Origin of the sequence: Methylocaldum sp. GT1BB (assembly GCF_051027545.1) — a bacterium.
Classification (GTDB): Bacteria; Pseudomonadota; Gammaproteobacteria; order Methylococcales; family Methylococcaceae; genus Methylocaldum.
Genome location: NZ_CP194902.1, coordinates 3,201,729 through 3,215,343 on the forward strand (window position 1 = coordinate 3,201,729; position 13,615 = coordinate 3,215,343).

Here is a 13,615-nt window from a genome sequence, read left to right on the forward strand (position 1 = left end):
CGCCGGGATAACCCTTTCATTAGATCGAATTCGAGACAATTTATCGAACTATTCGATGCGGACCATGTTAGCCGACATTCCGAATCACGATTGCTGCCCCCCCGAGCGGGCTTCGCTCGATCACGAGCTGGCCGAGATAGGTCCGCACGATGGAATCCACGATGGCGAGGCCGAGGCCGTGCCCGGGCACAGACGAATCGGTGCGCTCACCGCGGCGGGTAACGCGCTCGGCCACATCTTCGGCAATTCCGGGGCCATCGTCGTCCACCCGCAGTTCGAGATGCGAGCTTGTTCCCAGCGGTTCCAAAACCGTCCGGGCGCTCAGTTCGACTCGGCTTCGACACCACTTGAAGGCATTGTCGAGTAGGTTCCCAAGGATCTCGAGCAAATCGCCCTCGTCGCCGTGAAAGACGACGTCGTCCTCGACCATGATTCGGCAGTCGACCTGTTTTTCGGCATAGACCTTGGCCAGTGCGGCCGCGACTTGGCGGGACTTTTCCGCGACACTGACCGGCGGAGTCAGGTGGGTTCGCCCGGAGGCGGCGGCTCGCTTCAGTTGGTACTCGATAATTCGAGTCATGCGGTCGATCTGTTCCTGGGCTACCGCGCCGATTTCGCTGTCGGCGTCCGAATTCTGTTTTTCGATGGCGCCGCGCAACACGGCGAGCGGGGTTTTCAGGCTGTGCGCGAGATCGCCCAGCGCATCCCGATACCGGGCAAGGTGGGACTGTGCATTCTCCAACAGAGCATTGAGGTTGTCGGTCAGTCCGCGCAGTTCTTCCGGATACTGGCCAACGAGTTTGTCGGCATGGCCCGCTTCGATGGCCGAAAGGTCGGCCGCGACCCGGCGGAGCGGCGAGAACGCCCAGCGGAGAATAGCGCCTTGCACCAGCAGCAGCACTAGCGCCGCGGCTCCGAGCCAGCTCCAGAGACTGCGCCGGAATTGATTGACCTCTGCGTAGAATCCGTCCAGGGTTTCGGCCACGCGAAACACGCAGCGAACCGGTCTTCTGCGCCCCTCTTCCTCCCACAGTACGCTGAAACTGAGCACATAAACCGGCGTGCCGTCTTCCAATACGGCGCTGCTGAATGTGGCAGTGCCGGTCTGGGGTGTGAGTGTCGAGGGAATTTCAATACCCGCTGCGGAGGGGGATCGCCAATCCGGCTTGCGGTTGCCTCGACGGATGTCGGCGTAAAGCCCGGACCCGGTTTGATTGAAGCGAGGCTCATGCAGGTTTTCGGGGCCCTTCATGACGCCTCGGGCATCGAGTTCCGAGCCGGCCAGAAGGGTATAGACAAACCCTTGCAGCCTGTCGCGCATGGCCGCCTTTGCGCTGTCGCGGAAGGCCTTGTCGAGGACCAGCCCGGTTGCGCTGAGAAAGGCGATCAGCACCACACTGGCGACGAGCAGTCCCCTCGTCCGAAGGGAATAGGTCATCCGGGCGTGCGTTCCAGGGTAAACCGGTAGCCGCGTCCGCGGAGCGTCTCTATGGGGCGATGGACGTTCTGGGGATCGAGTTTCCGACGCAGCCTGGCGATGAAGACTTCGATCACGTTGCTGTCCAGATCGAATTCCTGGTCGTAGATGTGTTCGGTCAGGGCCGTTTTGGAGATGACCTTGCCGGTATTCAGCATCAGATATTCGAGAACCTTGTATTCCTGCGCGGTCAACTCCACCGGCTGGCCGTCGACACGTACGCTCTGTGCTCCGGTATCGAGCACGATAGGGCCGCACCGCAGCAGGGATTGCGCGATGCCGGCGGACCGCCTCAACAGCGCCTTGGTCCGGGCGAGCAGTTCTTCGAAATGGAAGGGTTTGCTCAGGTAATCGTCGGCTCCGGCGTCCAGCCCTTCCACCTTGTCTTGCCAGCGGTCGCGCGCGGTGAGGATCAGAATCGGAAAGTTGATGCCGTCGGCGCGCCAATGTCTGATGACGTCGATGCCGGACACCAGCGGCAGCCCTAAATCGACGATAGCCAGATCGAACGGATATTCGTTTCCCATAAAAACTGCTTCCTTGCCGTCGGCCGCGGTGTCGACAGCGTAACCGAGGGCTTGCAAGCGCGACTTCAGCTGAGAGCGGAGCTCGGCTTCATCTTCGACGATCAGTAGGCGCATGAAACTCGCTTGAACGCAGCTTGTTTGAGGGACTTAGCCGACACTACTCGTGGCAGCGGGGTTTCGGCACGGGAGCCAACCGCAGCGATCATTCCGGGCTGGCGCCTTTGGTGTCTCATCGGTTGGCGTCGACATGGAAGACGCGCACGCGGCCGTCCGGCATGAGCACTTTGATGCGATAAGTGATCGTGCCGTTATTTCTGATGGTATCGGCAGCCAGTATGCGACCGCCGGTTTCACGCCGGATGCGCTGAACAGCCTCGTCTAGGCTTATGCCGGGCCCGAACTGAGGCTGGCGCGCGATGAACGGCGTCATCAAACCCTCCGGACCGAACGGCGGCTGTGAATAGGACGGAAATGCCATCAGCAGCGAACAGCCCAGGGTGAAGGACAAAAAGCGTTTGTTTATCACGCGGCTCGATGCGACTAGGGCGTTTCCGAAGTATGAGCCGGGCCGCAAAATGCCGCCCGGCACTGAGGTAGGCGCAGAATAACACTGTCGTTTCCGGACCGACAACGGGCTCTACCAAGCCACGGGTCAATGATGTTCCTGGATCAGTGGCCGATCTCGTGTCCCAAGACGGCTCCGGCTACCGAGCCGGCGATGATGGCGCCATGATTGCCGTAGCCGACTTGTTCTCCAACCATGCCGCCGAGGACGCCACCCGCGACGATCGGTATGGCTCCGGACAAACCGCTGCTACGGCCGTAATAGGAAGGGTAATCGTCGTGGTAGACGACTCGCGGCGGCTGGTAATGGTGAATATGGCGATGTACCACGCGCGGCGGCCGGTAATAACGTGGCGCAGGCTCGTAGTAATGGTGAATCACTCTCGGGCGGTGATGATCATGGCCGTGGTGATGATGTCCATGATCGTAGTGACCATGGTGACGATACCCATGATCGTGGTGGCCGCGATGATGGCCGTGGCCCCAATGGTCGCGGTCGGCGCGCGCGCCCGATGCAAAGGCGAGTAAGGCGATTGTGCTTAGGGCTATGATTTTATTCAGCGGTCTCATGACTTGATCCCCCGTTCAAAAACTCGAAACTGGCGCCGGATTCAAACCCGTGAGATTTGCCGGCAGGATGAAGATAGTCTTCTGTTCCTGAACGGAAGCTGAATGGGAATGGGCGGCTTTATGGCTCCGGCAGCTTATCGCTAACGATGCGCTTCCCTTCGTTCAGCGCATCCTACGGACTTCGCCGCATCAGGCAATCAGCTTCAGGCCGGGGGGCAATGCCTCGCCGAAGATGCGTTTTTCGTCGGCTTCGGAAAGTTCTTTTACTTCGGACACCATGCCAATCCAGGAGTCCGGCGCTTTGCCGACTCTCAGCCGCTCGATGACGCGTTGCCTCAGCGCCGGATCGATGTCACGCTCCCGGTCACCGCTGAGTCTCGCGATAAGAGCGGCGGCGAAGCCGGCATGCGGCTCTTTTTTGAAGTCGCGGCTCAGGATCTGGGCCAGCCATTCCCCGGCCGTGACGCGGGAAACCACGTTATGCACGCTGCCGTGGAACGGTACGCGAGCACCGACGCGGCCTAGCGCCCACCAGCTTTCGGCGGGCTCGCTGGGCTTGGACAGGCGCTGGAGAAGCCAGCTTCCCAATTCGGCCTTTTGGGATACGGGGAGCCGTTCCAGTACGGCCGCAAGTCTCACCATGTCCTCATAGCTGCGCTTTTTGGCGAGGGCAGGGAGATTGCCGCGCTTGGCGGTTTCCGGATTGATGAAGTCGGCCACATCCTTGAATATCGAAAGCTGCGCCTTTTCGTTCAAGCCGCCAGCCAGGCGGCGCCAGAACGTCCACCATTCAGTCCAGTTCTGGATTTCGTTGACGAATTGCAGACCTTGCCCGTAAATCGCGAAGACCTGTTCAACCCGCCAATCGTCCAAGGGATAGCCGAATCCGGGACGGAGGCAATATCCGGTCAGGCTGAACCACAGGCGCTCGTGCTCGGCCGATCGCCGCCGATGAGGCAGGCCTTCCAGCAGGGCGCCGAACAAATCGCGTAATAGGGCGGTGTCCCAATCCGCTCGCGGTCCGAGAATCTTTTCAAGTTCGCCGCGCAATCCTTTGACCAGCTTGGTGTCGGCCGCTTTCGCTTTTTTCCCAAACACCAGGCGGACTTTCTCGACGGCTTCATCGAGGCGCGGGTGGTGCCGGGCTTCGGGCAAAACCGTCTGCGGGACGGCCTGCCGCAATTGGAACTCGATCCTCCATCGCCGGTCGGGATCGTCGGCTGCTACGCAGTGCAAATCGAGAGTGCCGACCTCGGTTAGGGAGGCGGCGATCCGCACGGCTTGCTCCGTTCGCCCTTGTGCGCTTTCCCGCTCCAAGACAGCAGCGAGGGGCGGCAAGTGAACGAAACGGTCTTCGTCGATTTCGGCAAGGTCTCCCGGCTGGAAACGCCGGTCCTCGCTGGTTGAGGCCAGGTTGAAACGCACCGGTTGTCCTAGCCTGAGCAGGAAGGAGCGGTCGGTCAACACGATCTCCCGGCCCTCGTCGGTCCCCCGCGGCAGAATGCAGATACCCTTGGGGATCCCGTCCCGGCCGGTTTCCACCACCAGAAAATAGCTGCGCGCCGAGCCGCCGCCTATGCGCTGAACGGCATGGCCGCGCCGCGCGAGTCCGTAGGCTACCGCGCCGTAGGCTACTGCCAGATCGGGACGGTCGTTTTTGAGCAGGACGGGGCGTTGTTTTCCCCAGAACGTCACAAGTTCTACGAGACGCTGGGCTATGGTCGAGCCGCGGAACACGCCACCGTTGAGAAGAACGGCATCGGGAATGGGGTCGGCGGAGTCCGATCCGAGGGCCTCTCGCGCAGTTTCGAAGTGGTGAGTCAGAAAAGCAGCCAGATGCTTGCTGATCGCGGGATCGGCGGCGTAGGGCAGGCCGAATTCGACGACGCCGCTGCGTTTTCGGTCGGGATGATCGGCGAGGCTCACCATCGGGAAAAAACCGTCGAGAGCGATGCCATGGACCTCGCTTCGGGTCAGCTCGACCGAGCGCGCGCCTCCGATGAGCCGGGCTCCCGTGCCGAGTAGTGTTACGGTCGCGGCTTCCGGCGCATCGGGAGCCAGCAGCCGTTCCTTGGCTAACCGGCATTGTTCGACCAGTTGGGAAAGCTCGGCCGCAGACAGCTTTCGATCCTCGCCCACCAGGCGGCGTTCCGCAAGATGAGCCAAGGTGAGATCGATGTTATCCCCGCCCAGCATCAGATGATTGCCGACGGCGATACGGGTGAGCTTGGGTTCGTCCTCGCCTGGCTCGACCTTGATCAAGGTCAGGTCCGTGGTGCCGCCGCCGACGTCGCAGACCAGCAGCAAGCGCACGCCGCCGAGCTGCTGACGTAAGGACTGGCGGTGGTTCCAGAGCCAGTCGTAACAGACCGCTTGCGGCTCTTCGAGCAGGCGCACTGTCGCGAATCCGGCCAGCCGGGTGGCTTCGAGCGTTAGAGTGCGTGCGGCCTCGTCGAATGAGGCCGGTACGGTCACCACGATCTCCTGCTCTTCCAGTGGCGCCTCGGGATGGTGATGATTCCAGGCCGAACGCACGTGGCGGAGGTAGCTCGCGCTGGCTTCGACCGGAGAGATTTTCGGAATCTCCTCCGGCGCGCCCCAGGGGAGGATAGCGGCGGTCCGGTCCGCGGCGGCATGGGACAGCCAGCTCTTGGCACTGGTCACGAAACGTCCCTGGCTTTTCGAGCCCAAGATCCGCGCCAGCTTGCCGATGATCGGACGATAAGCCGACTCCGGCTCCGAAGAAGGCCAGGGCAATCGCACGTCCGCTACGGTCAGTTCGTCCGGCGATGCGTGATAGCGAACAGACGGCAGCAGCGGTTCAGCCGCCACTTCGCCCGGCGCAACCAATTGGTCGATTTGAAAAAGCTCGATTTCGGCCGGAGTACCTTTGGTGAGGTCTGCATGGGCGACCACGGTGTGGGTCGTGCCGAGATCGATGCCGACAAGATAGCGAGGCGTCTGGCTTGATGATGCGGGCATGGGTGAGGATGGCCGCAGGGGCATTGCCCCTGCGGTTTGCAGGATTATTTATTGAAAGACCAAAAACTTTTTTTGGCCGAAGCGTCGTCGCCAGGTGCTTCCGAAGCTGCTTCGTCGGATGCGGTTTCGGTCGCCCGCTCGGAGAGATTGCCTAAGATCGGTTCCTCCGGTGCGACATTTTCATCCGACGGCAAGGGCTTTTCGCCTGCACGGACATCGAATTCGACGTTCCAGCGTTTGTCGCCGTCCTTAGCGACCGCTTCCAGTTGCAGCGTGCCCACTTCGGTGACCCTGGCGGCCAAATGAACCGGGACCACATCGCCCGCCTGGTACTCTTCTGCCGGCAAGGTGACCTCGATTTCGTCCAGTTCTTCCATTTCGTCTTCCGACCAGTAGTCGAGGCGCGTGCCGACCACGTCGTCGCGGCGGACGTTGGACGCGAAGAAACGGAAGCGCACTGGCTCGCCCACGACCAATCCGAACTCGTAAGGCGGCAGATCCGCCTCGGTACCTTCCTCCATGCCGAAAGGCGCGATGCACAGGGCCTCGATCGGCGGGGCGAAGCCCGGTACGGCGGGCATGGCGCTCTCGACGCCCACGTAATAGGCAGCACCGGTGCCGCCGCGGATGCGGACCCCACGACCTTTGCGGACATAGCCGTAATAAGCGGCACCACGGGCCACGGCTAGATCCAGGTCGGCGCCGTGCAGCAGTCGGGCATGCGGTGCGTCGTCGGCCTGAAGCCAGCTATTGAGTACATCGAGCAAGCGCTTTTCGAGCGCCTCGGACTTGAATACACCCCCGTTGAGGAGCAGCGCGGTCGGATGCAGGAACTGGGCATCGGCAGGGAGGTTGAATCCCTGCAATTCGCCGGTCGCGCCGATCTGTCGGCTCAGGAAGGCGGCGAGATGACAGGTGATCCGTGCGTCCTTGGCATACGGAAGGCCCAGGGTGGTCAGACCGGTGCGAGCCTGAACGGCAGGACGGTCTGTGATTTGCACCTTCGGAAAGAAGCCTTCGACCAGGGTACGTCCGACCTCGTCGCGAGTCAGGCTGGTACGCAGCGTGCCGCCGATGAGCGACGAACCGCGGCTGGGGACGACGACGGCGACTTCGTCGGTATCCGAGTCGGACAGCAAGGATTCCTTGGCGTCCCGGCAGCCGTGCATGAGTGCCTGGATCTGCCAAGGTTCCAGCCGTTTGCCCTCGGCTTCGAGCTTCATTTTCAAGACATAAGCCAAGGCGAGGTCCATGTTGTCCCCGCCGAGGAGAATGTGATCGCCGATGGCGACGCGGTTGAGGATCAGATTGCCTTCCTCCTCGGTCACGGCGATCAGCGACAAATCGGTGGTACCGCCGCCTACGTCCACGACGAGAATGATGTCGCCCGGCTTGACCTGCTCGCGCCATTTTCCTTCGCTGGTCTGAATCCAGCTGTACAGCGCCGACTGCGGCTCCTCGAGCAGAATGGCCTGGCGCAGGCCCACGGCGTGGGCGGCTTCCACGGTCAGTTCCCGAGCCGCCGGATCAAAGGACGCCGGTACGGTGATCACCAGTTCCTGCTCGCTCAGGGGCGCGTCGGGATAGCGGTCGTTCCAGGCGTCACGCATGTGGCGGAGATATTCGATCGACGCTTGAAGAGGCGAAACGCGCTTTACTTCCTCCGGTGACTGAACGGGCAGGATTGGCGCGCGGCAGTCGACGCCGCTGTGAGATAGCCAGCTCTTGGCGCTGCTTACCAGCCGGATGGGCGTTTTGCCGCCGAGTTGCCTTGCCAGGTCACCGACGATGGCTTCCGGATGTTCGTTCCAGGGCAACACGATGTCGCTCGGTGCGAGCTCGGCCTCGTGAGCCTGGTAAAGAAACGAAGGCAACTGCCTTTTTTCGCCGACCGTACCGGGCGACGTCAATTGCGGGATATCCAAAACCTCGATCGGCGCTTTTTCGCCGTCGCACTGGCTGAGATCGACATAGGACACGACGCTGTTGGTCGTGCCGAGGTCGATGCCGACGGAATACTGGGTTTCGCTCACAATTCCACCTCTGCTTGGGCGATGATGCGTACGTCATGTCCTTCGGCGATCTTGGGCAGTCTGACGGCCGTAGCGCGCCAGCCGCGGTGTATCAATGTGCCGGTGAACGGCGGATCGCCGACGATGTTGCCCGTGGGCCTTACGCTTGAAGCGTCGAAGCCTTTGGGCAGAGTAACGCGGGAGTTCTCCTGCTCTTTGCGCACCGGTTCAAGCTCGAAATGCTGGCTCAATACTTTGCGGCATCCCTCGTGTACGACTCGAGCCGCCGCGCCGATCTCGGCGTCGGAATAGGCGCCGACGTTCTCCTGAACGAAGTCGATAAAACGGGCTTCTTTCTGCAAAAGTCCGAGAAGCTGTAGGGCCGCATCCGGTGTGGCTTCTTTGACAACCACCGGCTCCGGCCGTTCCGGTTTGACGACTTCCAAGGGTTTGGGTGCCTCCCTGACCGGAACGGGGGCCGGTCCGGCGGGGACCGGCGCAACGACTGGTTCGGCTGCCCGCCGCCCACGGCGAATCAAAGCGATGACGGCTACGGACAGCAGAAGGATCTGCAGAATCAGCAGAATGACCACGAGGGCTGCAAGTCCGATGTGTACGGCGTCGAGCGTGGTCGGAATGAGAGTTGGGTCGAATTGCATTCGGATCCTCTTTGCGTTGAGTGGTGCCCTGGGACGCAGGCGCGGTTGGTGCGGCAAATACAGCCGCCGGCATCGGCGGGACAGCCGGCCGAAAACTAAGCGCGGGGTAGGACGATCGTATTAGGGCTGCCCGGTCGCGGCTTGAGCCGCCTGAGCACCCATCAATGTGCGCAGGACCTGACGTGCGGCCTGAGTACGGCGGCTGCGCATATATCGTTCGGAGATCGTGCCGGGTACTTTTTCGCTATCGAACGCCGCCTTGACCTTCGACAGCTTCTCTTCGCACGTTTTCAAAACGCGATCGGTGAGTGCACGCGAATCCGCCTGCTCGCCGACCCGCGCACGGGTTTCGCTGTTGACGCAGGTCTGGTATGCGACTAAAGCCAGGTTGACTTTCTCCAGAGTCTGGTCCGAAAGGGTGGTGCCCTGCCATTCGTCTTCCGCCCGGACGGTTTGCAGGGCGGACAAAGCGATTGCGGCGAGCAGCACGCGAAAAAAAAAGTTCATGGGCGTTAACTCCTTACGAGTTGGAGACGAATGCACCGGATTTTACGCTATGTCGAGGGAGGGCGGAACGCCGAATCCGCCGCATCGGCTTGGCGCGGCAGCTTTGGGACGCGGTAGTGCAGTGTGCTAACCTTCAACGGCGTGGGTTTACGCCGGACTTTCGGCGTGGGACGACAACAAACGAAAATAACCGGAGAAGAATAATGAAACTAAAGTCTTGGTTAGTGGGGGCAGCGGTTCCATTTCTCGTGAGCTGCGCGGCGACGGTGGATAAATCGTCGGTGCAGGCCACGCACGTGGCGCCGGTTTCGACGCAGGTGGAAGTGGTGCGGATTCCGTTCGACGGTTCTCAACCCATGTACGTCGTCACGGTGGAGCCTTTGAGTGTCGGAACCGGTTCGGGGGGCGGCGTGACACAGGCTCCGACCGGGGCCCGCTACGGCTGGGGACCCTTCGGCTGGGGTATTCTCGGAGGGGCCGCACCTACGGCACCGGGGGCTTACACGCCCGACCATCAAGGTATGAGCGATCGCGTCGGGCAAGGCGTCGCCGCGCAATTAATCAGTGCCCTCGGCAACGTAGGGAACATCGTGGTCGTCGACTACGAACATTACCGCAAGAACGAAAGCAATCCCGCAAAGCTGCTGAATCCCGGCGAGGTCGGGCCGTTCGTGATCAAGGGTACGATCACGGAATTCAACGAGGTTGCCGAAGCCAACGACGAGCGCAAAGGTGGATCGCTCGGCTGGGCAGGAACAGTGCTCGGCATCGCGGGCGCCGTTTCGGGGACACCCGCCGCGGGCATCGCCGGTGCTGCCGTATCTGCCGCCAATCCGACTTGGGAAAACACCAAGGCCCGGCGAACCGGGGCGGTGGGCATGGACCTGCAAGTGGTCGAGCCTAGCAGCGGCCGCATGGTGGGAACGATTACTTCCCACGGCTCCTTCACCTCCGAATCCGCCACCAGCGGTTTCTCTTTGTTCGGCGTCGGGGGCGGGGAATCCGCGTTTGCAGCGAGCGCCCTGGGTCAGGCGACCCGCGCCGCGCTCAACGATACTCTGAAGCAATTGTCCGACCAGCTTCGCATCAAGGGTCCCGCCTTTGTCAAAGCATCGGCTCCCGCCGCTAAGAAAACGCGGCGTTAAGACGTAGAAGACGCTGGGGCTCCCGCACGGTGCGGCTGTCGCTCGTTGGAGCAGTGCCGTGCAAGCGCCCAGCGCACGTGCTCCCTGATCAAAGGCAACGGGTCGTCTATCCGCGCTCGTAACGCGTCGACGATTTTAGTAGACGTTTCAGCGTTACCCAAGGCCACGGCGATATTCCTGATCCAGCGTTCGTAACCGATGCGGCGTATGGCAGAGCCTTCGGTCTTATGTAGAAACGTCGCTTCATCCCAGCGGAAAAGGTCGATCAGCCCGGCGGTATCGAGACCGTGGCGCGGCATGAAATCCGCTTCCTCGGTCAGCCGCGCATAGCGGTTCCACGGGCATACGAGCTGGCAGTCGTCACAGCCGTAGATGCGGTTGCCGATGGCGGTGCGAAATTCTTCGGGAATCGGTCCGCGCAACTCGATGGTCAGATAGGAGATGCAGCGCCGGGCGTCAAGGCGATAAGGCGCAACGATCGCTTGGGTGGGGCAGACCTCCATGCAGGCGGTGCAGCTCCCGCAGTGATTGGTCGTTTCGGCATCGATGGGCAAGGGGAGATCGGTGTAAATCTCCCCCAGGAAGAACATCGAGCCTGCTTTGCGGTTGATCAAATTGGTGTGCTTGCCGATCCAGCCGAGCCCGGCTTTGGCGGCGAGCGCCTTTTCCAGCACCGGCGCGCTGTCGACGAAGACCCTATAACCGAAGGGGCCGATTTCGACTGCGATGCGCTCGGCCAATTGCTGTAAGCGCTTGCGGAGCACCTTGTGGTAATCGCGGCCAAGGGCGTAGCGGGAGATGAACGCGGCGGTCTGGTCGTCCAGCCGCTCCCTAACCGTGGTTCGATTCTCCGGGAGATAATCCATGCGTACGCTGATGAGCCGGAGCGTACCGGGAACCAGCTCTTCCGGACGGCTGCGCTTGGTGCCATGCCGCGCCATGTAGTCCATTTCTCCGTGGAATCCCTCGTCTATCCATTCTTGAAGCTGCTGTTCGGCCGCAGAAAGGTCGGTATCGGCTATTCCGACCTGCTGAAAGCCGAGTTCTTTGCCCCAGGTCTTGATTTTGGCGGCGAGAGCGGAGTAATCGCGAGCGGACGAAGTCACAGAAGTGTGGAGGCGGTGCGGAGTTTGAGCCAGAATGTAAACGGAACGAGCGTAGTTTGGGTACAGCTTACTGGGTTATGAGCGAACGATACAGCCGAAGTTTCCCGAAGGATCTTTATCGCGCGGAGGACGTGCGCGCCATGGACCGTTATGCCATCGAAACGGTGGGCATTCCCGGCATCGAGTTGATGCGCCGCGCCGGCGCATCGGCCTTTGCCGCTTTGCACGAACGCTGGCCGGGAGCGCGCACGCTGTCGGCGATTTGCGGCGGCGGCAACAACGGGGGAGACGCTTATGTGGTCGCCCGCTTGGCGCACGAGGCGGGGATGGACGTGCGGGTTTATCCGGTTTCGCCGCCCGCGAATCTCAAGGGGGATGCCCTGGCGGCTTACCAGGATTATCGAGCGGCGGGCGGCGAAATATTGGATTTTATCCCGGCCGATTTCGAGGGTGCGGAAGTGCTGGTCGACGGACTTTTGGGCACCGGCTTGGATCGGAAGGTCGACGGACTTTACGCGGACGTGATCAGGGCCGTCAACCGGTTCTCCGGTCGGGTGATGGCGCTGGATATTCCGTCCGGGCTTCATGCCGATACCGGTTCCGCTCTGGGCGTTGCCGTCAAGGCCGATTTGACCGTGACGTTCATCGGTCTCAAGCAGGGGCTCTTTACCGGTGAAGGTCCGGAATACACAGGCGAGATCGTCTTTGCCGATCTGGGCACACCGCCGGAAGTGCGATATTCCGTCGAACCTTCGGCCATGCTGCTGCCGCCGTGGGAACGCGGCTTGCCGGCGCGTCCGCGTTATGCGCACAAAGGTCATTTCGGTCATGTGCTGGTGGTCGGGGGCGATTGCGGCTACAGCGGCGCCCCTCGCATGGCAGCGGAGGCCGCGGCTCGGGTCGGAGCGGGGTTGATTAGCATCGCCACGCGGAAGTCCCATGCCGACTCGCTCAACCTGACCCGGCCGGAGCTGATGTGCCACGGCGTCGAAACCACCGAGGACTTGCGGATACCCTTGGAGCGGGCCACGGTCGTTGCTATCGGGCCTGGGCTGGGCCGTTCGGAATGGGCGAAGGCGCTGCTCGGCACGGTGTTGGAAAGCGATTTGCCGGTCGTGGCGGATGCCGACGCGCTCAATCTTCTGGCGGAAAGCCCCCGCAAACGGGACAACTGGACCATCACGCCCCATCCGGGGGAAGCGGCGCGGCTGCTCGACTCGTCTTCCGCGGACATACAGAAAGATCGATTCAGCGCCGTTCGGAACCTTCAGGCGAAGTTCGGCGGCGTAGCCGTATTGAAAGGTTCCGGCAGCCTGGTCTGCGGTCCGGACGGATTGCCCTATGTCTGTACCGCCGGCAATCCCGGCATGGCCAGCGGCGGCATGGGCGACGTGCTGACCGGCGTTATCGCGGGATTGCTGGCGCAACGTCTGGATCTTTTCGGGGCGGCGGCCTTGGGCGTGCAATTGCATGCCGCGGCGGGCGACGAGGCGGCGAAGGCCGGCGAAAGGGGACTCTTGGCCTGCGATTTGATGGATCCTTTGCGCCGGCTCGTCAATTTATGAAAGTGACTCTTAGGGACGAGGCGGAAACGCTCGCATTCGCCGGGCGCGTCTATCGAGCCATGTCGTCGAACGGGCTCGTCTTCCTGCTCGGAAACCTCGGCGCCGGCAAAACCACCTTCGTGCGCGGCTGGCTCCGGGCAGCTGGCTTTTCGGGGCCGGTGAAAAGCCCGACTTTCACGCTGGTCGAAGAATACCCGATCGAGGAGCGGATCGTTTACCATTTCGATTTGTACCGGCTGAACGATCCGGAAGAGTTGGAGTGGATGGGGTTCCGGGACTATCTACGGCCGAACGCAGTTTGCTTTATCGAATGGCCGGAGCGCGGCGCGGGGCTATTGCCCGAGGCGGATCTCGAGATCAGCCTGGAAATATCGGGTACGGGGCGCATCGCGGAGATATCGGCCGGCACCGACTCCGGTGTAGCCGTATTGGCCAGGCTGCAAGCCGAGTAGCCTATTTCCTTGCGGTTTTCCGCAGCTCGGACTATGTTTTCCGGGGGCG

General features: G+C 61.8%; 12 protein-coding genes. 3 read left to right on the top strand and 9 right to left on the bottom strand.

The genetic code is table 11. The features are described from left to right. Positions 1 to 67: 67 nt before the first annotated feature. The 8 genes from ACR2TX_RS15775 to ACR2TX_RS15810 all read right to left on the bottom strand — a co-directional run bounded on the left by ACR2TX_RS15775 (position 68) and on the right by ACR2TX_RS15810 (position 9,298). On the bottom strand, positions 68 to 1,438 hold the full coding sequence (locus tag ACR2TX_RS15775) for an ATP-binding protein (RefSeq protein ID WP_434130061.1): 1,371 nt from the start codon (positions 1,436 to 1,438) through the stop codon (positions 68 to 70). Then, entirely contained in the window at positions 1,435 to 2,118 is a 684-nt protein-coding gene (locus tag ACR2TX_RS15780) for a response regulator transcription factor (protein WP_086135049.1), read from the bottom strand. Before ACR2TX_RS15780 ends, ACR2TX_RS15775 begins: the two co-directional genes overlap by 4 nt. Positions 2,119 to 2,233: 115 nt before the next feature. Next, positions 2,234 to 2,530 (bottom strand): PepSY domain-containing protein, encoded by a 297-nt coding sequence (locus ACR2TX_RS15785; protein WP_133718289.1) that lies wholly within the window; start codon positions 2,528 to 2,530, stop codon positions 2,234 to 2,236. Between the two features lie 143 nt (positions 2,531 to 2,673). Next, entirely contained in the window at positions 2,674 to 3,138 is a 465-nt protein-coding gene (locus ACR2TX_RS15790; protein ID WP_086135050.1) for a hypothetical protein, read from the bottom strand. Positions 3,139 to 3,327: 189 nt separating this feature from the next. Next, the gene (locus ACR2TX_RS15795) at positions 3,328 to 6,120 is read right to left on the bottom strand and encodes an Hsp70 family protein (protein ID WP_434130063.1); all 2,793 of its coding nucleotides are present in this window, start codon (positions 6,118 to 6,120) and stop codon (positions 3,328 to 3,330) included. Positions 6,121 to 6,164: 44 nt separating this feature from the next. Then, positions 6,165 to 8,153 carry an Hsp70 family protein gene (locus tag ACR2TX_RS15800; protein WP_077729833.1) on the bottom strand — a complete coding sequence of 663 codons (1,989 nt, stop codon included), beginning with the start codon at positions 8,151 to 8,153 and terminating at the stop codon, positions 6,165 to 6,167. Beyond that, a complete protein-coding gene (locus ACR2TX_RS15805) occupies positions 8,150 to 8,791 on the bottom strand; it encodes a DUF2760 domain-containing protein (protein ID WP_434130065.1) in 642 nt (213 codons plus the stop codon). Before ACR2TX_RS15805 ends, ACR2TX_RS15800 begins: the two co-directional genes overlap by 4 nt. Positions 8,792 to 8,911: 120 nt before the next feature. Further along, entirely contained in the window at positions 8,912 to 9,298 is a 387-nt protein-coding gene (locus ACR2TX_RS15810; protein ID WP_077729831.1) for a hypothetical protein, read from the bottom strand. Positions 9,299 to 9,501: 203 nt separating this feature from the next. Here ACR2TX_RS15810 and ACR2TX_RS15815 point away from each other — a divergent pair, with 203 nt between their 5' ends. Further along, positions 9,502 to 10,443: a hypothetical protein gene (locus ACR2TX_RS15815; RefSeq protein WP_156879424.1), complete on the top strand. Its 942-nt coding sequence runs from the start codon at positions 9,502 to 9,504 to the stop codon at positions 10,441 to 10,443. On the opposite strand, the gene queG is transcribed toward ACR2TX_RS15815, so the two are convergent. Beyond that, positions 10,440 to 11,549, bottom strand: a complete 1,110-nt coding sequence (gene queG / locus ACR2TX_RS15820; protein WP_434130068.1) for a tRNA epoxyqueuosine(34) reductase QueG — start codon at positions 11,547 to 11,549, stop codon at positions 10,440 to 10,442. The two genes, ACR2TX_RS15815 and queG, sit on opposite strands and share 4 nt — an antisense overlap. A gap of 77 nt (positions 11,550 to 11,626) precedes the next feature. Between queG and ACR2TX_RS15825 the strand changes: the two genes are divergently transcribed. Next, positions 11,627 to 13,114 carry an NAD(P)H-hydrate dehydratase gene (locus tag ACR2TX_RS15825; protein ID WP_434130070.1) on the top strand — a complete coding sequence of 496 codons (1,488 nt, stop codon included), beginning with the start codon at positions 11,627 to 11,629 and terminating at the stop codon, positions 13,112 to 13,114. Continuing rightward, positions 13,111 to 13,566 (top strand): tRNA (adenosine(37)-N6)-threonylcarbamoyltransferase complex ATPase subunit type 1 TsaE, encoded by a 456-nt coding sequence (gene tsaE, locus ACR2TX_RS15830; protein WP_434130072.1) that lies wholly within the window; start codon positions 13,111 to 13,113, stop codon positions 13,564 to 13,566. Before ACR2TX_RS15825 ends, tsaE begins: the two co-directional genes overlap by 4 nt. The last annotated feature ends 49 nt before the right edge of the window (positions 13,567 to 13,615 follow it).

What these genes read in the sequence shown, in the direction of transcription:
- ACR2TX_RS15825 (WP_434130070.1), top strand. Translation starts at nt 11,627, where the DNA reads ATGAGCGAACGATACAGCCGAAGTTTCCCGAAGGATCTTTATCGCGCG.
- ACR2TX_RS15790 (WP_086135050.1), bottom strand. Translation starts at nt 3,138, where the DNA reads ATGAGACCGCTGAATAAAATCATAGCCCTAAGCACAATCGCCTTACTC.
- ACR2TX_RS15775 (WP_434130061.1), bottom strand. Translation starts at nt 1,438, where the DNA reads ATGACCTATTCCCTTCGGACGAGGGGACTGCTCGTCGCCAGTGTGGTG.
- ACR2TX_RS15805 (WP_434130065.1), bottom strand. Translation starts at nt 8,791, where the DNA reads ATGCAATTCGACCCAACTCTCATTCCGACCACGCTCGACGCCGTACAC.
- ACR2TX_RS15795 (WP_434130063.1), bottom strand. Translation starts at nt 6,120, where the DNA reads ATGCCCGCATCATCAAGCCAGACGCCTCGCTATCTTGTCGGCATCGAT.
- tsaE (WP_434130072.1), top strand. Translation starts at nt 13,111, where the DNA reads ATGAAAGTGACTCTTAGGGACGAGGCGGAAACGCTCGCATTCGCCGGG.
- ACR2TX_RS15810 (WP_077729831.1), bottom strand. Translation starts at nt 9,298, where the DNA reads ATGAACTTTTTTTTTCGCGTGCTGCTCGCCGCAATCGCTTTGTCCGCC.
- ACR2TX_RS15780 (WP_086135049.1), bottom strand. Translation starts at nt 2,118, where the DNA reads ATGCGCCTACTGATCGTCGAAGATGAAGCCGAGCTCCGCTCTCAGCTG.
- ACR2TX_RS15815 (WP_156879424.1), top strand. Translation starts at nt 9,502, where the DNA reads ATGAAACTAAAGTCTTGGTTAGTGGGGGCAGCGGTTCCATTTCTCGTG.